This is a genomic window from Streptomyces sp. NBC_00322 (assembly GCF_036147535.1).
In the GTDB taxonomy this organism is placed as follows: Bacteria; Actinomycetota; Actinomycetes; order Streptomycetales; family Streptomycetaceae; genus Streptomyces.
The window spans coordinates 4,882,786-4,907,483 of the sequence record NZ_CP108019.1; the positions used below are offsets into that span (position 1 = coordinate 4,882,786).

General features: G+C 72.1%; 24 protein-coding genes. 9 read left to right on the plus strand and 15 right to left on the minus strand.

From position 1 onward, the window contains the following. The first annotated feature begins 149 nt into the window (after positions 1-149). The gene (locus OG905_RS22235; RefSeq protein WP_328676366.1) at positions 150-839 is read left to right on the plus strand and encodes a copper homeostasis protein CutC; all 690 of its coding nucleotides are present in this window, start codon (positions 150-152) and stop codon (positions 837-839) included. A gap of 239 nt (positions 840-1,078) precedes the next feature. On the opposite strand, the gene OG905_RS22240 is transcribed toward OG905_RS22235, so the two are convergent. After that, a complete protein-coding gene (locus OG905_RS22240) occupies positions 1,079-3,133 on the minus strand; it encodes a HelD family protein (RefSeq protein WP_328676368.1) in 2,055 nt (684 codons plus the stop codon). A 331-nt stretch (positions 3,134-3,464) separates the two neighbouring features. On the opposite strand from OG905_RS22240, the gene OG905_RS22245 reads away from it, so the two are divergent. Next, positions 3,465-3,659: a hypothetical protein gene (locus OG905_RS22245; RefSeq protein ID WP_328676369.1), complete on the plus strand. Its 195-nt coding sequence runs from the start codon at positions 3,465-3,467 to the stop codon at positions 3,657-3,659. A 258-nt stretch (positions 3,660-3,917) separates the two neighbouring features. On the opposite strand, the gene OG905_RS22250 is transcribed toward OG905_RS22245, so the two are convergent. Together OG905_RS22250 and OG905_RS22255 are read right to left on the minus strand one after the other, a co-directional pair. Then, complete coding sequence (locus OG905_RS22250) at positions 3,918-5,555, minus strand: DNA repair helicase XPB (protein WP_328676371.1); 1,638 nt, start codon at positions 5,553-5,555, stop codon at positions 3,918-3,920. A gap of 162 nt (positions 5,556-5,717) precedes the next feature. Next, positions 5,718-8,318, minus strand: coding sequence for a helicase C-terminal domain-containing protein (locus OG905_RS22255; RefSeq protein ID WP_328676373.1), 2,601 nt, complete (start codon positions 8,316-8,318; stop codon positions 5,718-5,720). A gap of 93 nt (positions 8,319-8,411) precedes the next feature. Here OG905_RS22255 and OG905_RS22260 point away from each other — a divergent pair, with 93 nt between their 5' ends. After that, a complete protein-coding gene (locus OG905_RS22260; protein WP_328676375.1) occupies positions 8,412-9,425 on the plus strand; it encodes a hypothetical protein in 1,014 nt (337 codons plus the stop codon). Between the two features lie 59 nt (positions 9,426-9,484). Then, complete coding sequence (locus OG905_RS22265) at positions 9,485-10,135, plus strand: HAD family hydrolase (RefSeq protein ID WP_328676377.1); 651 nt, start codon at positions 9,485-9,487, stop codon at positions 10,133-10,135. On the opposite strand, the gene OG905_RS22270 is transcribed toward OG905_RS22265, so the two are convergent. Beyond that, on the minus strand, positions 10,132-10,368 hold the full coding sequence (locus tag OG905_RS22270; protein WP_328676379.1) for a hypothetical protein: 237 nt from the start codon (positions 10,366-10,368) through the stop codon (positions 10,132-10,134). The two genes, OG905_RS22265 and OG905_RS22270, sit on opposite strands and share 4 nt — an antisense overlap. A gap of 191 nt (positions 10,369-10,559) precedes the next feature. Between OG905_RS22270 and OG905_RS22275 the strand changes: the two genes are divergently transcribed. Then, positions 10,560-10,943 carry a cold-shock protein gene (locus OG905_RS22275; RefSeq protein WP_323136066.1) on the plus strand — a complete coding sequence of 128 codons (384 nt, stop codon included), beginning with the start codon at positions 10,560-10,562 and terminating at the stop codon, positions 10,941-10,943. A gap of 15 nt (positions 10,944-10,958) precedes the next feature. On the opposite strand, the gene OG905_RS22280 is transcribed toward OG905_RS22275, so the two are convergent. The 4 genes from OG905_RS22280 to OG905_RS22295 all read right to left on the minus strand — a co-directional run bounded on the left by OG905_RS22280 (position 10,959) and on the right by OG905_RS22295 (position 14,494). After that, entirely contained in the window at positions 10,959-11,798 is an 840-nt protein-coding gene (locus OG905_RS22280) for a 1,4-dihydroxy-6-naphthoate synthase (RefSeq protein WP_328676381.1), read from the minus strand. Further along, the gene (locus OG905_RS22285) at positions 11,795-12,439 is read right to left on the minus strand and encodes a futalosine hydrolase (RefSeq protein ID WP_328676382.1); all 645 of its coding nucleotides are present in this window, start codon (positions 12,437-12,439) and stop codon (positions 11,795-11,797) included. Before OG905_RS22285 ends, OG905_RS22280 begins: the two co-directional genes overlap by 4 nt. Positions 12,440-12,467: 28 nt before the next feature. Beyond that, positions 12,468-12,947, minus strand: coding sequence for a DUF2771 domain-containing protein (locus OG905_RS22290; RefSeq protein WP_328676383.1), 480 nt, complete (start codon positions 12,945-12,947; stop codon positions 12,468-12,470). A 197-nt stretch (positions 12,948-13,144) separates the two neighbouring features. Then, complete coding sequence (locus OG905_RS22295) at positions 13,145-14,494, minus strand: MFS transporter (protein ID WP_328676384.1); 1,350 nt, start codon at positions 14,492-14,494, stop codon at positions 13,145-13,147. A 303-nt stretch (positions 14,495-14,797) separates the two neighbouring features. On the opposite strand from OG905_RS22295, the gene OG905_RS22300 reads away from it, so the two are divergent. From OG905_RS22300 to OG905_RS22310, 3 genes are all read left to right on the plus strand, one after another. Then, entirely contained in the window at positions 14,798-15,721 is a 924-nt protein-coding gene (locus OG905_RS22300; protein ID WP_328676385.1) for a DUF3027 domain-containing protein, read from the plus strand. A gap of 309 nt (positions 15,722-16,030) precedes the next feature. Next, a complete protein-coding gene (locus OG905_RS22305; protein ID WP_443043969.1) occupies positions 16,031-19,180 on the plus strand; it encodes a sacsin N-terminal ATP-binding-like domain-containing protein in 3,150 nt (1,049 codons plus the stop codon). 85 nt (positions 19,181-19,265) lie between these two features. Further along, positions 19,266-20,018, plus strand: a complete 753-nt coding sequence (locus tag OG905_RS22310) for a calcium-binding protein (protein WP_328676386.1) — start codon at positions 19,266-19,268, stop codon at positions 20,016-20,018. A gap of 62 nt (positions 20,019-20,080) precedes the next feature. Here OG905_RS22310 and OG905_RS22315 read toward each other — a convergent pair whose 3' ends face one another. From OG905_RS22315 to OG905_RS22345, 7 genes are all read right to left on the minus strand, one after another. Next, a complete protein-coding gene (locus OG905_RS22315; RefSeq protein ID WP_328676387.1) occupies positions 20,081-20,653 on the minus strand; it encodes a hypothetical protein in 573 nt (190 codons plus the stop codon). Positions 20,654-20,804: 151 nt separating this feature from the next. Beyond that, positions 20,805-20,957, minus strand: a complete 153-nt coding sequence (locus OG905_RS22320; protein WP_328676389.1) for a hypothetical protein — start codon at positions 20,955-20,957, stop codon at positions 20,805-20,807. A gap of 4 nt (positions 20,958-20,961) precedes the next feature. Beyond that, positions 20,962-21,105 carry a hypothetical protein gene (locus tag OG905_RS22325; RefSeq protein WP_328676391.1) on the minus strand — a complete coding sequence of 48 codons (144 nt, stop codon included), beginning with the start codon at positions 21,103-21,105 and terminating at the stop codon, positions 20,962-20,964. After that, on the minus strand, positions 21,065-21,721 hold the full coding sequence (locus tag OG905_RS22330; RefSeq protein WP_328676392.1) for a DUF433 domain-containing protein: 657 nt from the start codon (positions 21,719-21,721) through the stop codon (positions 21,065-21,067). Before OG905_RS22330 ends, OG905_RS22325 begins: the two co-directional genes overlap by 41 nt. Before the next feature lie 83 nt (positions 21,722-21,804). Further along, positions 21,805-22,713 carry a hypothetical protein gene (locus OG905_RS22335; protein WP_328676395.1) on the minus strand — a complete coding sequence of 303 codons (909 nt, stop codon included), beginning with the start codon at positions 22,711-22,713 and terminating at the stop codon, positions 21,805-21,807. A 274-nt stretch (positions 22,714-22,987) separates the two neighbouring features. Beyond that, a complete protein-coding gene (locus OG905_RS22340; protein WP_328676397.1) occupies positions 22,988-23,116 on the minus strand; it encodes a DUF397 domain-containing protein in 129 nt (42 codons plus the stop codon). Further along, positions 23,079-23,993 carry a helix-turn-helix domain-containing protein gene (locus OG905_RS22345; RefSeq protein WP_328682521.1) on the minus strand — a complete coding sequence of 305 codons (915 nt, stop codon included), beginning with the start codon at positions 23,991-23,993 and terminating at the stop codon, positions 23,079-23,081. Before OG905_RS22345 ends, OG905_RS22340 begins: the two co-directional genes overlap by 38 nt. Before the next feature lie 187 nt (positions 23,994-24,180). Between OG905_RS22345 and OG905_RS22350 the strand changes: the two genes are divergently transcribed. Beyond that, positions 24,181-24,684, plus strand: coding sequence for an ATP-binding protein (locus OG905_RS22350; protein WP_328676399.1), 504 nt, complete (start codon positions 24,181-24,183; stop codon positions 24,682-24,684). The last annotated feature ends 14 nt before the right edge of the window (positions 24,685-24,698 follow it).

Consider the following 24,698-nt stretch of genomic DNA (forward strand, 5'->3'; position numbering starts at 1 on the left):
CTGGGGGGTACCTCTCGACCTCATGTATACCCCCCGGGTGTATGTGGCGCAAGGCTCGATTCCGATGCGGGAGGTTCGTGCGGCTGCTTGTGCGGTACATGCGCATTAGGCTTGGCATTGGACTAGACCTGTATGAGGAATGGGGTTCCATGAGCAACCGTGCAGTCCTGGAGGTGATCGCTCTCGACGCGGAGGACGCGGTCGCGGCCCAGTCCGGAGGGGCGGACCGGCTGGAGCTGGTCAGCGATATGGCGGCGGACGGGCTGACACCGTCCAGGGAGACGTTCGCGAGCATCCGCGCGGCCGTGGACATCCCGCTGCGCGTGATGCTGCGCCTCGCGGACGGCTTCGAGGCGGGCGACGCCGACGCGCTCGTACGCGCCGCGCGGGGGCTGCGGGCGGAGGGCGCCGACGAATTCGTCCTCGGCTTCCTGGACGAGGACGGCTCGCCCGACCTGGTGACGGTCGACCGGCTCCTCGCCGAACTCGACGGCTGCCGCTGGACGTTCCACCGGGCGATCGACCGCGCGGCGGACCGCGACGCGCTCCGCAAGCAGCTCGCGGACCTGCCGGGCCTGGACACATACCTCACGGCAGGCTCGGCGTCGGGCGTCGACGACGGCCTGCCGACACTGCTCGCGGAGGCGGCGAGGCGCGGCGAGCCGGGCTACGAGCCGCAGATCCTGGTGGGGGGCGGGCTGCGCCTGGACCACGTGCCGGTGCTGCGGGGGGCGGGGGTGGACGCGTTCCACATCGGCGGGGCGGCGAGGCCGGAAGGGTGGTCGGCGCCGGTCGACCCCGGCGCGGTGGCGGCGTGGAGGTCGGCGCTGGACGCGTAGGGATGCGGTGCGCCTGCGGCGGGCCTTGTCCCCTACCCGCCCCTTCCCGAACTGGGGGGCAGGCCCCCAGACCCCGTACGCGGTTCGCGCGTGTCCTCAAACGCCGGACGGGCTGAAATGTGCGGTCCTGCCGCACATCCAGCCCCTCCGGCGTTTGAGGCGCGGGGAGGTTGGGGGTCCCCCCGGACGGAGTCTGGGGGAGGGCGGGGTGGGGAACAGGCCCGCCGCAGGCGCACCCCCTACCCCAACTCGCCCGGCAACCCCACCGCATGCACCACCGTCAGCCCCGACACCGCCCTCGTCAGCGCCACGTACAGCCGGCGCAGGCCCGTGCGTTCGTCCGGTTCGCCGTCGACGACCGCCGACGGCTCGTCGAGGACCACGTAGTCGTACTCCAGGCCCTTCGCCAGCGACGCCGGAACCAGCGTCAGCCGGGACTCCGTCGTCGTCTCCTCGCCCGGCGCGAGGTACGCATGGCCCGCGGACGTCAGGGCCGCGGCCAGCGACGGGACCCGCGCGTCCGCCGCGATCAGGCCGATGGAGCCCTCGTGCCGCAGGGACTCCTCGCACGCCGCCACCACCGCCGCGTCCAGCTCCGACACCTCCACCTCGCGGACCGACAGCGAGCCCGGAGACTCACGGACGGATGTGACCTCCGCCAGGCCGGGGGACATGTGCGGGAGCAGCCGGGACGCGTACGCGATGACCTCGCGCGGGACGCGGAAGCCCGCCGTCAGTTCCTCCACCGCCGCGTCCGGCTTGCCGAGGTGGGTCAGGGCCTCCTGCCAACTGGCCGTCGCCCACGGGGTCGTGCCCTGCGCCAGGTCGCCGAGGACCGTCGCCGAGCCCGTCGTGCAGCGGCGGCCCACCGCGCGGTACTGCATCGGGGACAGGTCCTGCGCCTCGTCGAGTACGACATGGCCGAGCGAGTGCGTGCGCTGGACCAGGTCCGTCGCCTCGTCGATCAGTACCGCGTCCGCCAGGGACCAGGTCGCGGCCCGGACGCTGCGGGCGGGCCTGGTCCACAGGATCGTCTTCTGCTCGTCAGCGGTCAGCACACCGTCCGCGTGTGCCGCGAGGAAGTCCGGGTCGGACAGCAGCCGCAGTACGAGTTTCGCCGGGTCCACCGGCGGCCAGACCGCCTTCACCGCCGCCTTGACCGCGGGGTTGCGCGCCACCGCGTCCTGCACCCGGTCGTCCGGGGCCTCGCCCGACTGTTCCATGCGGACGAGCACCGCGTGCGCGATGCGCTGCGGAAGGGCCTCGCGGGCCGCGCCGTAGCGGATCTCGCGGTCCAGCAACTCCCGCACGATCTCCTCGAGTTCGTACGCCGGAATGCGCCACCTGCGCGAGCCGCGTACGACCATCAGCGGCTCCGTCGGCATCGTGACATGGGAGCGGACGGCCCGCCGCAGCACTGCCGCCATCCGCGCGTCACCCTTGACGACCGCCGCGTCCGCCGCGTCGGTGCCCCGCACCTCCACATGCGCGACCAGGTCGTCGACCGTGGCCTGCCGGACCTCCAACTCGCCCAGCGCCGGGAGGACTTGCTCGATGTAGTGCAGGAAGGAACGGTTCGGCCCGATCACCAGCGTCCCCGTCTTGGCCAGCCGCTCCCGGTGCGCGTACAGCAGATACGCGACCCGGTGCAGCCCCACCGCCGTCTTCCCGGTGCCGGGGCCGCCCTGCACACAAACCGTGCCGCCGAGCCCGGACCGTACGATCTCGTCCTGCTCAGGCTGGATCGTGGCGACGATGTCCCGCATCGGGCCCACACGCGGCCGTTCGATCTCCGCCTGGAGCAGTTTGCTGGTGCGCTGCTGCTCCGCCGGATCGGTCAGATGCTCGTCCTCGTACGCCGTGAGGTCGCCGCCCGTGTACCCGAAGCGCCGGCGCAGACCGACGTCCTGCGGGTCCTTTCTGGACGCCCGGTAGAACGGCTGCGACACCGGCGCGCGCCAGTCGATGACCATCGGGTCGCCGTCCGCGTCGTGGACGTGCCGGCGGCCGATGTAGAAGCGCTCTCCCTCCGCGCCCTCGGCCAGCGCCGCGCCGACCATGTGCAGATAGTCGAGGCGGCCGAAGAAGAGCGGGGTGTGCGAGAGGTCGGCGAGCGCCTTGATGCGGTCCTCGATCTGGCGCTCGAGGACGGCGGCGTTGACCCAGTTCGCGGTGACGTCGCGGATGTCGAGGGCCTGGACGTCCTCGCGCATCGCGCGCAACGCGGAGCGGGACGCGGTGAGATGGGCTCTCTCGCGGGCGAGGGGGTCGGTGTCGGGTGCGTGCGCGGGCACGGGTTTGCCTCCGGACGGATGCTGCGTGGTTCACGGCATGGTTGATCAAGACGTGGTTGATCACGGCGTGGTGGATCACGACATGGCGGACCGGCCGGTTTCCGTCCGGGCGGCGGCGCTCCTGGGAGGGAGGCGGGGAAGACGGGGAGTTTAGTCAGGGCGCGGACCGGGCGCGAATGGTTTTCCCGGTGCCCGGTCCGGACCCCGCCCGGGTGGAGGCCGCGCATCCTCCCCGTAGGGGACGGCCTATGCCTGGAGTCGTACACCGGCGACCGCAGGGTTCAGACCGCAGATCGATGCCATACGCCGGCCGGAAATCCATCATGGAGTTATGAGCACAGCAACCTTCACCCCAGGCGCCCACATCCCCCATCCCAGCCACGGCGCGACCGCCACCGGCTCCACCGAGCACTCCCCGCACCGCCTCGGCAACGCGCTGCGCGTCGTCAAGGTCTACGCCCAGGCCGTCTTCAGCGTCGCCGTCCTCGGCGAGTACGCGGAGGAGGCAGGCGTCCGCCGCCGCTGATCCGGCCTGATCGACCGGACAGGACCTTGTAGGGTCGCGCCCGTGAAGTCCCGGAACGTGACCCCATGTTTACTCTCCGCAGCCACTCTCGCCCTCTTCCGGTTCGCCAGGCGCTCTGCGCGGCCGCCGCTGGTGCTCATCTCCCTCGCCGCCGGCCTCTGGCTCGAAACGGCCCCCCACACGTATCTGCTCGTCCCCTGCCTGCTGATCACCATCCGGGCACGGGGACCGTTCCGGATGGTCCGCCCGGCAGTCCTGCTAGCCCAGCAGCTCGTCCGCGTCCACGATCCGGTACGCGTACCCCTGCTCCGCGAGGAAGCGCTGGCGGTGCGCCGCGAAGTCCTGGTCGATCGTGTCCCGCGCGACCACCGAGTAGAAGTGGGCCTGGTGCCCGTCCGCCTTGGGGCGGAGCACCCGGCCGAGCCGCTGGGCCTCCTCCTGGCGGGAGCCGAAGGTGCCGGACACCTGGATGGCGACGGTCGCCTCCGGCAGGTCGATCGAGAAGTTCGCGACCTTGGAGACGACCAGCACGGAGATCTCGCCCTGCCGGAACGCCTCGAAGAGCTTCTCGCGCTGCGCGTTGGACGTCTCGCCCTTGATGACCGGCGCGTTCAGATGCTCGCCCAGCTCGTCGAGCTGGTCGATGTACTGGCCGATGACGAGGATCTGCTGGCCCGCGAACCGCTGGACCAGCGCCTCCGTCACCTTCCGCTTGGTCGCGGTGGTGGCACAGAAGCGGTACTTCTCCTCGGTCTCGGCCGTGGCGTACGCGAGCCGCTCGGAGTCGGTGAGGTTGACCCGGACCTCCACACAGTCCGCGGGCGCGATGTAGCCCTGCGCCTCGATCTCCTTCCACGGCGCGTCGAAACGCTTCGGCCCGATCAGCGAGAAGACGTCCGACTCGCGCCCGTCCTCCCGTACGAGCGTGGCGGTCAGACCGAGCCGCCGACGGGCCTGGAGGTCCGCCGTGAACTTGAACACCGGGGCGGGCAGCAGATGCACCTCGTCGTAGAGGATCAGTCCCCAGTCGCGGGAGTCGAAGAGCTCCAGGTGGGGATAGATCCCCTTCCGCTTCGTCGTCAGCACCTGATAGGTCGCGATGGTGACGGGGCGGATCTCCTTCTTCGTACCGCTGTACTCACCGATCTCGTCCTCGGTCAGTGACGTCCGCTTCACCAGCTCGTGCTTCCACTGCCGGGCGGAGACGGTGTTGGTGACCAGGATCAGGGTGGTCGCCTTGGCCTGCGCCATCGCACCCGCGCCGACGAGTGTCTTGCCCGCGCCGCAGGGCAGCACGACCACGCCCGAACCGCCGTGCCAGAAGCCCTCGACGGCCTGCTTCTGGTACGGGCGCAGCGCCCAGCCGGTCTCGTCCAGCTCGATACTGTGCGCCTCGCCGTCGACGTAACCGGCGAGGTCCTCGGCGGGCCAGCCCAGCTTCAGCAGCGTCTGCTTGATCTGCCCGCGCTCGGAGGGGTGCACGACCACGGTGTCCGGGTCGATCCGGTTCCCGACCAGTGGCTGGACCTTCCTGGACCGGAGGATCTCCTCCAGGACGGGCCGGTCGGTGGTGGTCAGCACGAGTCCGTGGGTGGGGTGCTTGGAGAGGGTGAGCCGGCCGTAGCGGGCCATCGTCTCGGCGACATCCACGAGGAGGGCGTGCGGGACGGGGTAGCGGGAGTACGCCACGAGCGCGTCGACGACCTGCTCCGCGTCGTGCCCGGCGGCCCGGGCGTTCCACAGGCCGAGCGGAGTGACCCGGTAGGTGTGGATGTGCTCGGGGGCGCGCTCCAGCTCCGCGAAGGGCGCGATGGCGCGACGGCAGCTGTCCGCCAGCTCGTGGTCGACTTCGAGGAGGAGGGTCTTGTCGCTCTGGACGATGAGGGGTCCGTTCACACCTGCGCCCTTTCGGTGAGGCCAAACCTCCAGTGTGCCGTACGCGGCCACGGGCGCGTATCAGGTCGTTGTCCGGTCGATCCGGCCTGAGTACCGGGACGGGAGGGGATGGAGGCGCACGTGCCGGGGAAGGTCTGAGCGGGCAGGCACCGCAGGGCCCCGTCAGGCTGAGTCGTCCGCGAGTTCGGCGACTCCCGTGATCCGGTGCAGGGGGTACGTGCGGACCTCGTCCGCCGTGTGGTCGTACGCCGTCACGAAGCCGCCCTCCACCCGCACCGGCGCGATGACGCGCTGGCTGGCCGCGCCGTCCGCGTTGACGTAGCCGATCCAGACCGCCGCGCCCGTCATCGCCGCCGCCTGGACGGTGGCCAGGGTCTCGGCGGAAGTGGTGCGCGGCAGCTCGCCGTTCTTCGCGGGTTCCGGGGCGGGTTTGCGTTCGACCGTGGCCGCGAGGTCGCCCGCGCGGATCGCCTTGACCGCCGCGCCGAGCAGCGTGGCGTCGGGCATGGGCGGGCCGTCCGGGACGGGGGCGGGCGGAGTGCGCGGCGGGGTGCGGCGGGCGTGGGCGCGGGTGATCAGGACGTCGCCCTCGGCGGACTCGGCGGCGGGCGCGTACCCCATGGTCCGCAGGCCGTCGAGCAGCGTCGCGGGGTCGGCCTGGGCGGCCAGGACGGTGGGTGCGAGGCGGCGCAGCCGCAGGCCCTGGGACCGCTTGTCGGCGAGGATTTCGCCGAGCACCGCGTCGTCGTCGCAGCGTACGTAGGCGGATGCGGCGCCGATCCGCAGATGGCCGTGGCGGCGGGCGACGTCGTCGATGAGGTAGCTGAGCGGCTGCGGCACGGGCGTACGGGAGTGTGTGGCCAGGAAGGTGTGCAGGTCGGACGCGGACCGCCCGGCGTCCAGCGCGCGGCGCACGGAGCCCGGGGTGAAGCGGTAGACGGTCGCCCCGCCCTTGGACTCGACGTCGGCGAGTACGGAGAGGGTCTCGGCGAGGGGACGCTGAAGGGGGCCGGGCGCGACGGCGGTGAGGTCGGCCTGGAGGAGTACGTGATCGAGCGGCTCGGGCAGGAGCGGCGCGAGTGCGGCTGTGGCGTCGGCGGCGAGCTCTTCGGCCCGGGCCTGCCTCGCGAGCCCCGTTCCGTCCGGCGTGTCCGTTCCGTCGGCCGGGGCCGTGTCGTGGCCCAGCAGGGCCCGGCCGTGTGCCGACAGTGCGCCGCGGCCGGTGATGCCCAGGACTTCCGCCTCCCTCAGCGTCCAGGCGGCGATGCGCGAGCGCAGATCGGTGGGGCCCACGGCCGCCGCGTTGCGTGCCGCGTTCGCGTCCGGGTCCGCCGTCCCGCTGCCGCGCAGCGGGCGTTCCCAGCGCAGGCGGGCGAGGACGGACTCCGGGTCGGGCGCGGTGCCCGCGGGGAGGGTGGCGAGCAGGTCGAGGACCCGGCGGCGGACTTCGGTCGCGGCGGAGCGGTCGAGGTCGGGGCCGAGGGCGGAGAGGGTGCGGCCCTTGGTGTCCTGGCCGCCGATCAGGCCCGCCGTGCGGGTCGCGGTGAGCCAGGCCGCGGCGAGCCGTGCCCAGCGTTCGGCCGCGGGGAGGGTGAGCCAGTCGTCGTACGCGGGCGTCGGCGCGTACCGTTCGTCCGCCGCGCCGTCCGATGCCAACAGCCCTGCCGCATAAGTGAGTTCGAGCCAGAACCCGGCCATCTGCTCGTTCGTGTCCAGCGCGGCGGCGGTGCGCTTGAGGTCACGTACGGACAGGCCGCCCGACCGCAGCACCGCGGGCCCGCCCTCGTGCCAGTCCTTCAGCAGGTCCTCGACGGTGGAGAGCGCGGTGAACGCCTGGCCCGCGGCCGTACTGTCCACAACCTGTGGACGGCCCTGGGTGATCGACGTCGTCGCGGCGGGTCTGACCTCCGGCGGCAGCGGCTCGACCGCTCGGTGCGCGCGTCCCGCCCGCAGATGCAGCGCGGCCTCGCGCGGCAGCACGACCGTGCGCGGCGACGCGGGCAGCAGCAGTCCACGGTCGCGCAGCCACCGCACGGGCGGGGTCGGGCTGGCCGTCACCTCCCCGTACGGGGGACCCCAGACCAGCCGGTCCAGGACCGTCAGCGCCTCGGGCGGTGCGGTGTCGAGGAGCGCGGCCATCCGCGTCCGGTCGGTGAACAGCGAGACGAGCGCGGCGACCGCGGAGACCGGGTCGTGCGTGGTCGGCAGCCCGGCGGAGGCGAGGATCTCCTGGAGCCGCGTCGGCGACATCCCGGCGGTGGCCTCGGCGACGGTCGGGCCGAGGCCGGTCGGCGACGGCCGGGTGGGGGAAGGGGCGAGGAGCTCGCGCGCGGTGCGCACCAGCCGTAGCCGGTCGGCACCGCCCCAGATGATCGCCTGTCTGCGCAGCACATCCACCGCGTGCGGCAGGGCGGCTTCGATGTCCTCCATAGCCGTTCCGGCATGGGAGGTGCCCCGATCGCCCTCGTCGCCGGTGAGCAGGCTGCGCAGGGTTTCGTACGGTGCGGGGTCGGGGGCCACGGCCAGTGCCTCGGCGGCCTGCAGCGTGAAGCGGTCGAGCCGCTCCAGTGCCCGTACGACGGAGGCGCGTGTACCGGCCCGCGTCGCGAGCTGCGTCAGGTCGCCCGGCACGGGGGTCAGCAGATCGGGGCGGGCGCGCAGCAGTGCGGCCAGCTCCTCGTCACCGCGGGTGCGCAGGGCCTCGGCCAGGGTGCGCGGACCGCCGCGGCCGGCCGTACTGCTTCCTTCGGGCATGGTCCCCATCCGCACCACGTTAGTCCCTGGAGCGCTACCGTCGGGGACAGGGCGGGCCCGGGACGACAGGGCGGCCGGGCAGGGAACGTCAGGGGAACGCCGGTGGGGATCGAGAGCGATCAGCTCGTCTACGACTATCTGAGCCGTGTCGGGGACCTGGCTCAGCAACAGCAACTGCCGTCCGGCACCCGCATGCGGCTGGTGTCGACGCTGCGGGGCGAGATCGACCGGCAGCGGGCGAGGTTCGGTTCCGACAGCCCGGCGTCGGTACGCCGCATTCTGGGGCGGCTCGGTACGCCGGACGAGGTCGTGGCGGCGGCGTTCGAGGAGAGCGGCGGCACCGCGCAGCGGCCCGCGCCCCAGGCCGCGTCGCCGGCCGCCGTGCCCGAGCAGCGCGCGCGGCGCCGGATCCCGCGGCCGCGCAGAGCTGCTCCGGAACAGCCGGAGGCGCCCCGGATGTCCGCCGGCGCCTCGCCGCCGCACCTGGCGGGGATGGACGAGCTCGGCCCCTCGGGCAGTGAGCCCGACTGGTGGCGGGTCGAGCCCGGGCCGTTCGGCGCGGGCGAGAGCGTCGCGGGGTTCGTCGGCGGTGTGGAGGTCCCCGAAATACTGAAACCCCCGCCGTCCAAGGAGGACTTGGAGGCGCAGGAGGCCGCCGAGGACGCGGCGGAGCCCGAGGAGGAGTACGAGGACGACGACGCGGGGGAGGCCGGGACCGGGCGCCGCCGGTGGCTCCCGCGGCTTCGCCGCCGTACGGAAGGGGCCGGACAACCGCCCGCGTTCGCCAACCCGTTCCTCCTGATCGCCGCCGCTCTGCTGCTCGGGGGCGCCCTCCTCGGCTCGTTCCTCGCCCTCGGCCTCGGCTGGCTTCTCGCCTACGCCTCGCGCAGGCTGTCCCGCGCCGAGGCGAAGTGGGCGGTCGTCGGCCTGCCCGGGGCGGTCGTGGCGGGCGGCCTCGTCTGGCTGTGGGGCCGGGTCAACGGGCGCTGGGGCGAACCGATCCCGCAGGACGGGATGCGCGACGCTCTGGCCGGGACCTGGCCCTGGGTGGTGAAGGGGGCGGCGGTCGCCTCCGCGCTCTACCTGGTGTGGCGGGCGCGCCGTAACACCGGCTGAGGGCGTCCAGGTGCCCACCCCCTGAGCACCCAGCCGGCCGCCGCGGCCGGCTGGGCACAATGGCTCCTATGGCTTCGCACTCGGCTTCGTACTCCGCAAGGCACCCGCTCACCGTCGGCTTCGACCTGGACATGACCCTCATCGACTCCCGGCCCGGTATCCACGCCGCCTATCTCGCGCTGTCCGCCGAGACCGGTGTGTGGATCGACGCCGACCTGGCCGTGACGAGGCTGGGGCCGCCGCTGGAGGAGGAGCTGGCGCACTGGTTCCCGGGCGAGCACATCCAGCGGATGGGCGACCGCTACCGCGAGATCTATCCCACGTACGCGATCACGCCGACCCTCGCCCTGCCCGGCGCCCGCGAGGCCGTCGCAGCCGTCCAGGAGCTCGGCGGCCGCGCCATAGTCGTCACCGCCAAGCACGAGCCGAACGCCAAGCTGCACCTCGCCCATCTCGGGATCGCCCCGGACGAGGTCATCGGCTGGCTGTGGGCAGAGGCGAAGGCGGAGGCGCTGCGCGAGCACGGCGCGAGTGTGTACGTCGGCGACCACACCGGGGACGTACGGGGTGCGCGGGCGGCTCAGGCGCTGTCGGTCGCGGTGCCGACGGGGCCGTGCGACGCGGCGGAGCTGCGTGCGGCCGGCGCGGACGTGATCATCGACGATCTGACGGCGTTCCCGGCGTGGCTGCGCGCCTACAGCCGGAACTAGAGTGCGGATTTGGCCTGTCGTCGCTGCGAGGCGATCGAGCGCAGCACACCCGCCGCGGCGATCAGGAAGCCGACGCCCATCAGCATGCACACCGCGTACGCGATCGGCGGAAACGGTTCGGTCCCCAGAAACAGTGGGGCCACGGTGACCAGTGTGGCGACGGCGCCGACGATGAAGACGATCGCGCCGACGCGCACCAGCCCGTCACCGGCGGCGGGAGGAGTAGCAGTCATCCGGCCAGGGTAGTTCCTTGCGCGTAGGAACCATCCGGCAACGTCTTGTCACCGGCCCCTGGACCATTAGCCTTGGGGGTGGCGGGTCAGGCGACCCGCTGTAGTGCTATCCAGACCGTTTTTCGGTGCCCAGGTTGGTGCCCGATTTCCGGTGCCCCAGCGCCCCAACGAGTACGAGGACGAGGACAGACGTGCCTACCGGCAAGGTCAAGTGGTTCAACAGCGAGAAGGGCTTCGGCTTTCTCTCCCGCGACGACGGCGGCGACGTCTTCGTTCACTCGTCGGTGCTCCCCGCCGGGGTCGAGTCGCTCAAGCCCGGCCAGCGCGTCGAATTCGGCGTGGTGGCAGGCCAGCGCGGTGACCAGGCGCTTTCGGTGACGGTTCTCGACCCGGCCCCGTCCGTGGCGGCGGCGCAGCGGCGCAAGCCCGACGAACTGGCGTCCATCGTGCAGGACCTGACGACCCTGCTGGAGAACATCACGCCGATGCTGGAGCGCGGCCGGTACCCCGACAAGGTCCACGGCGCGAAGATCGCGGGCCTGCTGCGGGCGGTGGCGGACCAGCTGGACGTTTAGGGGGCGTACAGCCGCCTATACGAAACCGAGCGCATCGCGGCCGAGGGGAGGTACGAGCCCCTCGGCCGCGGCGCGTGTCAGCAGGCCGCGCACCGCTGCGTACCCCTCGTCGCCCAGGTCCGCCGTGAACTCATTGACGTAGAGCCCGATGTGCTGGTCGGCCACGGCGGGGTCCATCTCCTGGGCGTGCTCCAGTACGTAGGGCCGGGAGACCTCCGGCTCGTCCCAGGCCATACGCACCGAGATGCGGATCGAATCGGCCAGCAGCTTCAGCGTCGCCCCGCCCAGCGAGCGCTTGGCGATGATCGCGCCGAGCGGGATGGGCAGGCCGGTCGACGACTCCCAGTGCTCGCCCATGTCGGCCAGGCAGTGCAGCCCGTAGTTCTGATAGGTGAACCGCGCCTCGTGGATGACCAGTCCGGCGTCGACCTTGCCGTCCCGTACAGCGGGCATGATCTCGTGGAACGGCATCACGACCACCTCGCCGACCCCACCGGGCACGACGTCCGCGGCCCACAGCCGGAAGAGCAGATACGCGGTCGAGCGCTCGCTCGGCACGGCGACGGTCTTTCCCGTCAGATCCGTACCGGGCTCCTTGGTGAGCACCAGCGGACCGCAGCCGCGGCCGAGCGCGCCGCCGCAGGGCAGCAGCGCGTACTCGTCGAGGACCCAGGGCAGTACGGCGTACGACACCTTCAGCACATCGAACTCACCGCGCTCGGCCATCGCGTTGGTGATGTCGATGTCCGCGAAACTCACATCGACGGCGGGCGCGCCGGGGACCCGGCCGTGCGCCAGGGCGTCGAAGACGAAGGTGTCGTTCGGGCACGGCGAGTAGGCGATCTGCAAGGTCACGGCGTTTCCTCGAGGACGGGGGCGAGCAGCTGGAAGGCGTACCGCAGGGAGTCCAGCGCCTGGCCGATGCGCCAGGCCGCACGGTCGCGCGGCCCGACGGGATTGGAGATCGCGCGGATCTCCAGGACCGGTACGCCGTGGGCCGCGGCGGCCTCCGCCACCCCGAAGCCCTCCATCGCCTCGGCGGCGGCCCGGGGGTGACGGACGCTCAGCTCGGCGGCGCGGGCGGCGGTGCCGGTGACCGTGGAGACGGTGAGGACGGGCGCGTACACGGCGTCGAGAGCCTTGGCGATACGCGCGGACAGCTCGGGCGGCGGAAGGTGGACGCTGCGCCCGAAACCGAGTTCGTCGACGGGCAGAAAGCCGTCGGGGGTGTCGGCGCCGAGATCGGCGGCGACGATCGCGTCGGCGACGACGACGGAGCCGACGGGGGCGTGTGGCTGGAAACCGCCGCCGATTCCGGCGGAGACGACGAGGTCGTACGAGCCGAGGGCGAGCGCGGTGGCGGCGGTCGCGGCGGCGGCAGCGGGGCCGACCCCGGCGGCCAGCACATCCACGACGGACGTCGCGCCGGTACCGGTGAGCCCCGCGGCGACGGAGTCAGCCTCCGCCGCCACCGCGGTCACTACCAGTACGCGCACAGCCCTGCCCTCCGGACTGGGGTCCTTGTCAGGACTCCTTCTCGAACTGGAAGTGCCAGATACCGATGACCTTCTTGCCGCTGGTCTCCAGGACGCTGACGGCGGTCTTGTCGGTCGGCTCACCGGTCTGCGAGGAGAAGAAGGCGTTGCCGGGGATGGTCCGGTAGCCCTTCTTGTACGGCTCCTGCTCGACGGGCTGGCCACCGAAGAGGAGCGTCCATCCGTGGTCGGCGATCTCCGGGTCGACGCCCATACGGACCTTGTCGTCCAGGGCGACCTTGATGGTCTTGGCGGGCTTCCCGGTGAGGCAGCCCTGCAGCAGCGATTCCTTGATCGCCTTGCCGTCGTTGTAGCAGGCCGCCTCGGAGTGGACCGAGTCCGTCCCGACCGTCACGGTCGCGAGCGGGGTCGGCTTGTCGCAGGCGGAAAGGACGAGGAGCCCGGCGGAGACGGCACCGAGAGCGGCAGCGGCCCGGCGGCGCTTGCCCGAGAAGAACGCAACGGTCATGTCCCGAGGCTATCGGGCGCGCCGGGCCCCGCCACGCGGGGGTCCACCGCGCGTCGCGCCCGCCAGGTGGGCGGTGCGGCATTTCAGCCCGTCCGGCGTTTGAGGACATGCGGCCGAAGGTCGCACACGGGGTCCGGGGCGGAGCCCCGGTTCGGGAAGAGGCAGGGTGGGGAACAGCCCCGCGCAGCGGCACCCGGCTACGCCACCTTCGCCGGCGCCCTGCCGCCGTGCCGCGCCGCCCCCAGCAGCCCCCGCGCCGACAACACCAGGCCCAGCCCGACGATCCCCGCCGCCACCCACATCCCCACCGTCCCGATCAGCGGCAGCGCGATGCCGATCGCGCCTCCCATCACCCAGGCCATCTGCAGCAGCGTCTCGGAGCGCGCGAACGCCGAGGTGCGGACCTGTTCCGGGACGTCCCGCTGGATCAGCGCGTCCAGGGACAGCTTGGAGAGCGCCTGGCACAGACCCGCCGTCGCGCCGAGCACGGCCACCATGCCCGCGCCGAAGAACAGTGCCGCGCTGATCGCGGCCAGCAGCACCACACCCTGCACCGTCACGATGATCATCTCCGGCCCGCGGGCCTTCAGCCACGCTCCGACTGTCGTGCCCAGCGCGTTGCCGACGCCCGCCGCGATGCCCACTATCCCGAGCGAGACCGCCGGGCTCTGCCCGTTCAGCGGATGCTCCCGCAGCAGGAAGGCGAGGAAGAAGATCAGGAAGCCGGACAGCGCGCGGAGGGACGCATTGGCCTGCAGCCCGTGCAGTACGGAGGGCCCGACGGTGCGCAGACTCGGCTTCGTCTCGCCGTGCGTCAGCATGTGCGCCTTGCGCTCGCCCTTCGCCGAGTCGACCTTGTGCGGCATGGTGAACGCCCAGTACGCGCCCAGCAGGAACAGCGCGCACGCCGCGTACAGCGGCCACTGGGGCGCGACCTTCTGCAGCCCGATACCGATCGGCGCCGCGATCCCCGTCGCCAGCAGCCCGGCCAGCGTCACCCGGGAGTTCGCCTTCACCAGCGAGAACGTCGGCGGCAGCAGCCGCGGCACGACCGCGCTGCGCACCACTCCGTATGCCTTCGAGGCGACCAGCACACCCAGTGCGGCCGGATACAGCTGCAGGCCGCCGGTCTCCACCGCCCCGGACATCGTGATGGCGAGCACCGCACGGGCGAGCATCGAGGCCGCCATCGCCGCCCGGCGGCCGTGCGGGATACGGTCCAGAAGTGGTCCGATGACGGGGGCCAGCAGGGTGAAGGGCAGCATCGTGACGGCGAGGTAGAGCGCGACGCGGCCGCGTGCCTCGTCCGTCGGTACGGAGAAGAAAACCGTCGACGCGAGCGCGACGGTGATCATGACATCTCCCGCGCCGTTCACGGCGTGGAGCTCGATCAGTTTGCCGAGGCCGGACTCGCCCGCGCCGTGTGCGTGCGTCGCTTTGCGGATGCCGCGCGCCGTGCCCGTGAACGGGAGATGCAGGGCACGCCCGACCGCCCGGCCTGCTCTTCTGAGCTGCCCGGCGCCTTCGGACGACCGCACGGCTGCCACCCCGTCATAGTGCCCCAAGCGCCGCCCACGCGAACGGTGATGCCGTGTTGTTAGCCCCTTGTTGGGGCGGGCAGGTGGGCGGCGGGCGGCGGAGGGGGTAGCGTGCGTAGCGCGCCACCGGCGGTTGTTCTCGGCCGCGCGCCTCTTCGGCATCCCGCAGAATGGATGACGATAGGTGTGCCCGAGACACGGTTGGTCTGGGCGCGGACGTCGATGCGGCCCCTTGGTCCGCTCCGCCTGCGGCCCGTACCTCGCGAATCGGCCGGCGCACCCGTGATACGGCGTAGGAGAGAAGCGAGACCTGTGAGTGCTGCGACGACGCGAAGCCGTACCCCTGACCGTCTGTGCGCCGAGGCGGTAGACCTCGCCCGGGCGGCGGCCGAGGAGGCCGCGGCCCCGGGGGTGGTCGGCGAGCATGTGTCCCTCGTCTCGGAGGGAGACCGCGTCGTCACGCACTTCTTCGAGTGCAAGGAGATCGGCTACCGGGGCTGGCGCTGGGCGGTGACCGTCGCCCGGGCCTCGCGCGCCAAGGTCGTCACCCTCGACGAAACCGTCCTGCTGCCCGGCCCCGACGCACTGCTGGCGCCCGAGTGGGTGCCGTGGAGCGAACGGCTGCGGCCCGGCGACATGGGCCCCGGGGATCTGCTGCCCACCGAGGCGGACGATCTGCGGCTGGAGCCCGGCTTCTCCGGCGAGGACGCGCCGCCGCCGAACTCCGCGGTGTCGGAGGAGATGGCGGAACTGGTCGAGGCGGAGGACGCGGAGGTCACCGCGGGCCCGCCGGCCTCGCTGCCGCTGGCCCCCTCCCGTGGCTCGATCTCGGCGCTCGCCGAGGAGCTCGGCATGCGCCGGGCGAGAGTGCTGTCGCGGTACGGGCTGCATATCGCCGCGGACCGCTGGGACGAGTCCTTCGGCGCGAAGACCCCGATGGCACAGGCGGCCCCTGCGGCATGCGTGACGTGCGGTTTCCTGGTCCCGATCGCGGGCTCGCTGCGGCAGGCCTTCGGCGTGTGCGCGAACGAGTTCTCGCCGGCGGACGGGCGGGTCGTCTCCCTGGCGTACGGCTGCGGAGGTCACTCCGAGGCGGCCGTGATGCCGAAGCCTCCGGTGCCGCCGCCGCCGGTGCTGGACACGATGGGCGCGGACGAGTTCCCGCTGCGCCCGGCACGGGACGGCGGCTCGGTCTCCGAGCCGGACGGCGCGTCGGAGGACCTGGGGCACTCGTAGTCGTACTGGGGCTCCGCCCCCGGACCCCCGCGCCTCAAACGCCGGCGAGGCTGAAATGCCGCCGGTCGGCCTGAATTTTCAGGCCGACCGGCGGCATTTCAGCCTCGCCGGCGTTTGAGGACATGCGGCCGAAGGTCGCATACGGGGTCTGGGGGCTCGCCCCCAGTTCGGGAAGGGGCGGGGTGGGGAACAGGCCCCGAGCAGCGGCACCCGCACCCGCACCGCACCACAACCCCCCGCACCGAGGTACCTTCGGCCGCACAGGCATGCGCGGCATACGCCCGTAACCGGAGAGAGCGGAGTCACAGCGTGAGCGTCAGGACGACCGAGTGGGCCGACCCGTTCGGGACGGCGCGGCTGCGGCGCGGGGTGCTCGACGCGTGGGGGGCCTCGCCCGCCCGCTTCCGGGAGGACGCCAACGCCGAGGAGGACCTCGCGCTCGGCGGCTACCGGGACCGCCTCGTCGTCGAGCTCGCCCAGAACGCCGCCGACGCGGCCGCCCGCGCCAAGGTGCCGGGCCGCCTGCGGCTGACACTGCGGCCGGGCACGGGCGACCAGCCCGCCGTCCTCGCCGCCGCGAACACCGGCGCGCCGCTGGACGCGACCGGCGTCGAGTCTCTGAGCACCCTGCGCGCCAGCGCCAAGCGTGAGGGCCACGAGTCCGCCGTCGGCCGCTTCGGCGTCGGCTTCGCGGCCGTCCTCGCGGTGAGCGACGAGCCCGCGGTCGTCGGACGCCACGGCGGCGTGCGCTGGTCCCTCGCGGAGGCCAGGGGACTGGCCGAGGAGGCGGCCCAGGCGAGCCCCGGCCTCGGTGACGAGCTGCGCCGCCGGGACGGGCACGTACCGCTGCTGCGGCTGCCGCTGCCCGCCGAGGGCACGGCCCCCGAGGGCTACGACACCGTGATCGTCCTGCCGCTGCGGGACGGCGCCGCGGTCGACCTGGTGGAGCGGCTGCTCGCCGGGATCGACGACGCGCTGCTGCTCACGCTGACCGGCCTCTCCGAGATCGTCGTCGAAACCCCGGGCGGCGTACGGGACTTGAGGCGCTCCGTACACGGGGCGTATGTACACATCGAGGACAGCGTCCAGGGCGACCGGCGCTGGCGCGTCGTCAGCCACGGCGGCGGCATCGAGCCCGCGCTGCTCGCGGACCGGCCGGTCGAGGAGCGGCTGCGGCCGTACTGGACGGTCACCTGGGCCGTGCCCGTGGACGATGCGGGCGCGCCGGCCCGGCCGCGTACCGCCCCCGTGGTGCACGCGCCCACGCCCACCGACGAACCCCTCGGCGTGCCCGCGCTGCTGATCGCGTCCCTCCCGCTGGACACCACCCGCCGCCACCCGGCGCCCGGGCCGCTCACCGACTTCCTGGTGCGCAAGGCGGCGGACGCGTACGCCGAACTCCTCGGCAGCTGGCAGCCGGTGACCGTCGGCACCATCGACCTGGTGCCGGGCCCGCTCGGCAAGGGTGAGCTGGACGGCAAGCTGCGGGCGGAGATCCTGGAGCGTCTTCCGCGTACGGCGTTCCTGGAGGCGGCCGCGCCGCGGGACGTGACCGGCGAGGACACCGGTCTGCCGGACCGGGAGATCTCCGCAGGGCTGCGGCCGATCGAGGCGGAGGTTCTGGAGGGCGCGGGCACGGAGACGGTCCAGGTGCTGGCCGAGGTGCTGCCGAGCCTGCTGCCCGCGGGTCTTGAGCGCCGCGTCGAGCTGCGTACGCTCGGTGTCGCGCGGGTGCCGCTGACCGAGGCGGTCGACCGGCTCGCGGGTCTTGAGCGCGAGCCCGGCTGGTGGCAGCGGCTGTACGACAGCCTCGCCGGGGTCGACCCCGACCGGCTGTCCGGGCTGCCCGTGCCCCTCGCCGACGGCCGTACGACGATCGGGCCCCGCCAGACGCTGCTCCCGCTGGCCGAGACGCCGCCGCAGCTGGCCCGGCTCGGCCTGAAGGTCGTCCACCCCGACGCCGCGCACCCCCTCCTGGAGAAGCTGGGCGCCCTGCCCGCGACACCGCGCGCCGTACTGACGACGCCGCAGGTCCGCGCGGCGGTGGCGGGCTCGATGGACGCGGGCGAGGTTTGGTACGACGGAGTCGGGGACGGTGCCGCGCTGGACGCGGACGAGCTCGCGGAGACCGTGCTCGCGCTCGTACGGGACGCGGGCCTCGAACCCGGGGACGAGCCGTGGCTGGGGGCGCTGGCCCTGTCCGACGAGGATGGGGAACTCGCGCCCGCGGGTGAACTGGTGCTGCCCGGCAGCCCGTTCGTATCGATCATGCGGGAGGACGAACTCGCGCTCTGCGACGCCGAGTTGGCCGATCGCTGGGGCGAGCAGCCGCTCGCCGCGTGCGGTGTGCTGGCGAACTTCGCGCTCGTACGGGCCACGGACGTGGTCCTTGACCCCGATGAACTGGAGCCCCGCGAGGGGGACTTCGCCGAGCCCGACGACGCGGGGCTGCTCGACGCGGTCGACGTGTGGTGCGAGGACGTCCTCGACCGGCTGCCGGACACACCCGTGCCGCCGGTCGCCACGGAGGTCGTCGCCGTCCGTGACCTGGACCTGGTCGACGACGACTGCTGGCCACAGGCACTGGCACTGCTGGCGCAGCCGCCGCTGCGGGACGCGCTCACCCAGTCCGTACGGATCCTGCTGCCGGACGGCACGACGGAGACGGTCCGTCCGTACACGGCATGGTGGCTGCGGGACCATCCGGTCCTGGACGGCCGCCGCCCGGCGGGCCTGCGGGCCTCGGGCGCGGACCCGCTGCTCGCGGGCCTGTACGAGTCCGCCGACACCACGGGATTCGAGGACGCCCAGGTCCTGCAGGCCCTCGGCGTCCGCACCTCGGTCGCCGCACTTCTCGACGAGCCGGGCGGCGCGGCGGAACTCCTCGGCCGCCTGGCCGACCCTTCGCGCCCGGTACGGGCGGCCCAACTCCACGCCCTGTACACGGCGCTGGCGGATCTCGACCCGGAGCAGGTCACCCTCCCGGACGACCTGCGCGCGGTCGTGGACGGCGAGGTCCGCGTCGTCGACGCGGCGGACGCGGTGGTCGCGGACGCGCCGGACCTGCTCCCCCTGGCCGCGGGCCTCCCGCTGCTCCCTGTGACGCCGTCGCGCGCCGCGGAACTGGCGGAACTGTTCCAGGTCCGCCGGCTGAGCGAGACGGTCACGGCCGAGGTGACGACGCAGGGCGAGGAACACGAGGTCCCTGAGTCGGTCCACGTCCTGCTCGGCCCGGCCACCCCGTCGACGTACATCGAACACGACGAACTGATCGCAGGCGGCACCGAACTGGAATGGCGCCGCACCCCGGACGGCGTGATCCACGCGTCCACGGTGGAGGGCGTGGCGGCGGGCCTGGCCTGGTCGGCGGGCCAGTGGCCCCGGCGCTTCGAGGTGGCGGCGCTGCTGGAGGACCCGTCCCGCACGGAGGAACTGGCCCGGGACCGCTGGTTCGACTGACGGGCCTTACACTCTCGGCACCATTCAAGATCCCGCCGCAGGGGAGTGCGGCGGGATCGATCGTTCCCGAGGGGGGAACCCACCCATGCGTACCCGTTTCGTCGTGGCCGCCGTCTCCGGCGCCCTGACGGCAGCCGCGCTCGGCACGCCGACGGCCCAGGCCGTTCAGGGAAACCTGACGGTCACCAAAGTCGTCGTCAACGGCGGCAAGAACATCGTCCTGGGCACCGGCAAGAAGACCGTGTCAGTCTCCGTGACCGTGCGGGAGGACTCGGGCATCCGCGACACGTTCCTGGAGCTGTGGCACAGCACCGACGGTGAGCTCGACGTCTCGCATCACAAGGCGGGGACGTGCACGGCTTCGGGCGGCCTGACGACCTGCTCGGCGTCGTTCGTCCTCGATCCCGCATCGGACATCATCAGCAACAAGGTGGCGGGCGGGAACTGGAAGTTCTACGCGCAGGTACAGGCGAAGGACGGCGACTACTTCAGCAACGACTACCCGACCGTGCGAGTGCAGCGGGCAGCATCGCTGACGGTGGACGCGGGGCCGGAGCCGGTGACGAAGGGCCAGCCGGTCACGGTCACCGGCAGGATGCTGCTGGCCGACTGGAATCTGAACAGGTACCGGGGTTACTCCGGTCAGTCCGTGAAGCTGCAGTTCCGCAAGAGCGGCACCTCTGTCTACTCGACGGTGAAGACGGTGACGACAAACTCCACCGGTGATCTGCGGACCGCGGTCACAGCGTCGAGCGACGGCTACTGGCGCTGGACCTTCGCGGGCTGGTCCACGGTCCCGGCGGTCACCACCGCCGGTGACTTCGTGGACGTCCGCTAGGTGCAGTCGTGCCACGGTGCCCGCCCGCGAGGACGGGCACCACACCCGCAGGCGCCGGGAGGTCAGTGGCCGCCCCTGGGTTCCATGCAGCCGACCTCCATGTAGTGGCCGTGGGCCTCTACCTTCACGGGCGAGGTCAGCAGGCCCGTGATGCACGGGCCCGCCTCCGGGACGCTGAACGTGAAGCCCAGGGAGCCTCCCGTCCTGTACACCTCGACGGTGGACTCGGGGTAGCCCAGGGCGGTCAGCTTGGACCGCAGGTCCGCCTCGCTGTGGACGGCCTCCAGCGCGGCCGTGATCCGCTTCGCGTGTGCCTGCCCGCGGCACAGCGCGGCGCCCTGGAGCGGGCGAAGCTGCTTGTACGCGTGGTTCTCCGCGTACTTCCGCGCCTCGGGGTCCGTCGGCTCGGGCGCGGCGGTGCTCGGTGACGCGGTCGTCACCCTGTCCGAGCAGACCGCGGCCACGTCCCGGAACAGCCGGTCGTGCTTGCGTTCCGCGGCCTTCCGCTGTGCTTCGTACGAAGCGGACGCGGAGGCGGCGGTGTCGTCGACGGCTCGCTCCGTCCCGCACCCCGCCGTCACGGACACGACCAGCAGCACGAACAGACCGGCCGAGGCGGCAGTCGGACGATTCACGGAGGCGCTCCAATTCCCGTACGGCCAGGCTGAAATGGGGACAGTGCGCGTCGATTATGAGGCGCGGCCCCAGTGACGGTCCTGAGTACGAGTACTCTGAGCCGCCCTGTCCGTCGACTGGCTCTCCCGCGAGCCGGTGCGCGCCTGGTAGTCACGGCCAGGTGCGCTCGATACGGTCCCGCCGCACGGCATAGGCGGCGGGGCCGCCCTTCTCGACGGCCCGGTACATCGCGCTGCGGTGTGCGTCGAGGCGTTCGACCATCTCGATGCTGCGCAGTTGTTGGTTGTCGAGGTAGAAGAGCACCGCCTCACGGTCCTGTAGGAAAGACGTCGGCGATGCAATGAACCGTCCAGCCCCGCGCCCGGAGCTCCTCTGCGACACGCCGCCCGAGGTTGCGGTCGAGGAAGAACTCAGGCGGCAAGGCGCACCACTGCGTGGCACAGCGAGTCAACCTGCTCAGGGGTCATGTTGAACTCGTAGGCGATGTCCTCGACGGTCTCGCCGGCTTCCCAGAGGTCGGTGACGGCCTTGACCGGGACGCGGTTGGCCGCGATGACGGGCAGACCACGTCCGAACCTCGGGTCGATGACGACCGGAACGGTATCCGGGTACTGCCTCAGCCGCAGACTCGAAGGGAAATCGTCGTCCGCTTCCCAGGTCAGGTAGCGGAGATATTCGGACACCACTTCGTGGATGGGGGCCTGTCCGTCCCGGGCTCTGCGCAGATCTCCGAAACCGTGCTCGACGAAGATGTCCACGCCGTCGGTGGCGATCCGCTTCGAGACGAGACCGTACGGCGTATCGAAGGCGTTCCGTACCGCGGCCGCCGCTTCTCTGATCTCGCTCATCCGCAGACCGAGAGAGCGCAGCGAACGGAGGACGTGGGCCTCGGCCACGGCGATGAACGGCACCGACGGCCGGCCTTTGCGCACGGGCTCGACCTGGTGCACCAGAGGCGTCCCGGCGGCCGTGCCCTTCAGCCAGGAGGTGAGGGTCGAGGACGGAATCTCAAGGTAGGAAGACGTTTCCGTAGGGGTGAGAAGCCCGTCCGTGAACCTGTCGACCATGTTCCGCCACCTCCCGCTGCTGTCAGGTCCCGCATCGTTGCACAACCAGGCTCGCATGAGGGGAGCGGCCCCACACGCGCCGCTCAGCATGCCGTGGGCCAGGCGTCCTCGTGAGGCGTGACCGGGTCGGCGGCCCCGACGCCGGCCTCGGGTGGGCAGTCGCGGCAGCGGCCCGGCTCGGCGGCGCGGAAGGCGCGCTCGCAGCCGTCGCAGGTCTGCCAGGGCAGTACGGAGGGTGCGGCGGCCTGAGGCGGGAGGGGCGGGGGCAGTTCGCGGAGCCGATAGGCCAGGATGCGGGCCGGGCGTGCCCGCAGCGGGTCCGGGAGGCGGGCGGTGAGGTGGCTGGTGATCTCCTCGGGGCTGACGCCTTGCGCGAGCCACTGCGTGACGGCCGGGGCGAGCTGGTCGACGTCTCGGCGGGAGAGGAGCAGTCGGCGGTCGACGATGCGCAGCGAGGCCAGGATCACGATGGCACGGGGATCCGGGTCCGTGGTGGCGGGAGGCGGCGAGGACTCCGCGTCTGCTGTGGTGTCCGGCGCACGACCCGCCTCGGGCTGTGGCTCGGGTTCGGGCTCCCGCGAAGGCGGCCCGGACCGGCGAGGACGCGGTGGCGATGGCGGCACCGGAGGCTCGGGCTCCTCGCCAACCGGAACGTCGTGGAAGAACGTCCGGGTACGGAGCACGCCGCCCAGGCCGCGCTCGCGCCGTCGCTCCAGGTAGCCGTCCGCCTCCAGTTCCCGCAGGGCCCGGGAGATGAGGATCTCGCCCTCGGTGAAGTGCTCGCACAGTGCGTCGATGCGTACGGGTGCGCCGTCCGGCAGCGAGAGGATGTAGGCCGCGACGCCAACCGTGACCGCGCTTCCGCGGCGCTGCGCAAGGGCGTTGGCGATCACCGTGAAGTCGGCGGTGAGCCGGGTACGGACGTGGATCACGCCGGAGGTCGGTGCTCCGGCGGGGGCGCGCAGGGGCGCGTTAGACTGCGGTTCAGCCATCGGGAAGGCACTACTTCCTGATCGGTGAGGCCCTCGATCAGGATTGCCGTCCTGGCCGGGGGCCGTCATATGTCTGAGGTTGTTGCCGCGAACGTAACCGCCAACTTCCTGCCCCCGCAAGCCAGTCACCCTTCCGAGTGACGAGCGGGAGGGGAGGGAGGGCAGGTGGTTCTTTACCCCAGGTTCTTAGGGGGAGTTCGTGGCCCGCCGGACCCCAGCGCGCGAGGTTCCGGCCGCTACGGGATGCCGCTGCGGGACCCGGCTCCCGGCCGACTCAGTCCCGGTTGGTGGCCTTCAACTCGCCTATGAACGAGTCCCAGCAGGCTGCCGAGAGGAGCAGGGCCTGACGGTTCGGGGCCTTGCTGTCACGGACGGGCACGACGCCGGGGAATCCGTCCGCCACCTCTACGCAGTTGCCCCCCTCCTGATTGCTGTAGCTGCTCTTGCGCCAGGCGGCGGCGTTCAGATCGGGACGGGACAGTCGCTGCACGGTAGTCGTCCTCCATCACAGATCGGATCATGTCGAGCGACATGAGCGGGGGCAGTGCTACTGCCCGCAGCCGATCGTAGGTCACGGTATAGCGCCTGACCTCTGTCGGATCCTCAATGAGTTGGCCGTAGTCGGCGCCCTCCGTGTAGGCGACTTCCGAGCCGTCCGGCTGCGTCAGAACCGTCAGAGATCCGCCCATCGCGTCGTGCTCGCCCTGGTCGAACGGCAGCACCTGCACGGTGATGCGCGCATCGATATCTGTCGCCAGCAACCAGGCCAACTGCTCCCGCATGACAGCCCGGCCGCCGACCGGACGCCTCAGCACGGCCTCGTCCAGGACGACCCACAGGTCCGGTTGGTCGGGCGATGCGAGCCTCTCCTGTCGCTGCATTCGGGCGGCAAGGCGCTCCTCCAACTGCTCGTCGCTTCTGAGCGTTCGGCCTGCACTCAGGACGGCCCGCGCGTACTCCTCTGTCTGCAACAGACCCGGCACCACATGCGCCGCATACTCGCCGATGGCCACCGCTCGCGCCGAGTGCGCCATGAACGCCCGTGACCAGTCGGGGAACGCCTCCCGGTAGACGTAGGGCCACAGGTCGACCAGCAGGTTGTCCGCCCCGAGGGCCGCGTCGAGCGCCCGAGCCAGCTCCAGCGTCGGTTTCGCCCCCGACGAGCGCTCGATCTGGGTGATCCGGGTGCTCACCACATGTGTCCTGGCGCCCAGTTCGGCCTGGGTCAGCCCGGCGGCCGTACGGAGTCTGCGGACACGTGAGCCGAAGAGCGCGGCCATCGACTCCTCGGGCTGAATTCCTTTGGCCATGGGCTCACTTCCGTTCCTTACCGCTTGCGATGTAAGGCGTCGTCACCTTCCGAGCGTAGGCGCGGCGGACGATTCTTGAGCACGGAATGTTACGACCCGTACACGCTGTGGGCACTGTGGGTCGTGTGAAGGATCGACGGACTGGGATGGACGGCACGTGCTGAAGACCATGGCCATGTCGGGCGACGGCCCGGAGCGCGAGACGGAATCGACCGTAGGGGGGCTCGGACAGGAGGCCCACGACGCCGGGGTTGAAGAGCGCACGTTCGCCGCTCAGTTCACCTCGTCGGCCCGGGGAGCCCAGCTCGCCCGACGGCTGGCAGTGCGGCGCCTGGAGGAGTGGGGGCATCCGCCCACGTCGGACCTCTCGTGCACCGTGGCCCTGCTGATCGCTGAGCTTTCCGCCAACGCGGTATGCCACGGCCGCGTTCCCGGGCGCGACTTCCACCTCCGCCTGAGCTTCGATGCGCGGCCGTGCCTGATCCGTATCGAGGTCTCGGACGCTTCCCCGGACCGGCCCCCGACCGGTCCGCCCGAGCCTTCTCCCGACGACGAGTCGGGCCGCGGCCTGCTCCTCGTGGACGTGCTGGCCAGTCGCTGGGGTGCGACGCCCCGCGTGCCCATCGGCAAGACGGTTTGGGCCGAGGTGGCGATGGCCTGAGCAAGCTCTGGGGG

Excerpts from the sequence above, each read along its gene's own strand:
- OG905_RS22235 (WP_328676366.1), top strand. The coding sequence starts at position 150 with ATGAGCAACCGTGCAGTCCTGGAGGTGATCGCTCTCGACGCGGAGGAC.
- OG905_RS22245 (WP_328676369.1), top strand. The coding sequence starts at position 3,465 with ATGAGCACAGCAACCTTCACCCCAGGCGCCCACATCCCCCATCCCAGC.
- OG905_RS22255 (WP_328676373.1), bottom strand. The coding sequence starts at position 8,318 with ATGGGGACCATGCCCGAAGGAAGCAGTACGGCCGGCCGCGGCGGTCCG.
- OG905_RS22265 (WP_328676377.1), top strand. The coding sequence starts at position 9,485 with ATGGCTCCTATGGCTTCGCACTCGGCTTCGTACTCCGCAAGGCACCCG.
- OG905_RS22270 (WP_328676379.1), bottom strand. The coding sequence starts at position 10,368 with ATGACTGCTACTCCTCCCGCCGCCGGTGACGGGCTGGTGCGCGTCGGC.
- OG905_RS22290 (WP_328676383.1), bottom strand. The coding sequence starts at position 12,947 with ATGACCGTTGCGTTCTTCTCGGGCAAGCGCCGCCGGGCCGCTGCCGCT.
- OG905_RS22310 (WP_328676386.1), top strand. The coding sequence starts at position 19,266 with ATGCGTACCCGTTTCGTCGTGGCCGCCGTCTCCGGCGCCCTGACGGCA.
- OG905_RS22330 (WP_328676392.1), bottom strand. The coding sequence starts at position 21,721 with ATGGTCGACAGGTTCACGGACGGGCTTCTCACCCCTACGGAAACGTCT.
- OG905_RS22335 (WP_328676395.1), bottom strand. The coding sequence starts at position 22,713 with ATGGCTGAACCGCAGTCTAACGCGCCCCTGCGCGCCCCCGCCGGAGCA.
- OG905_RS22345 (WP_328682521.1), bottom strand. The coding sequence starts at position 23,993 with ATGGCCGCGCTCTTCGGCTCACGTGTCCGCAGACTCCGTACGGCCGCC.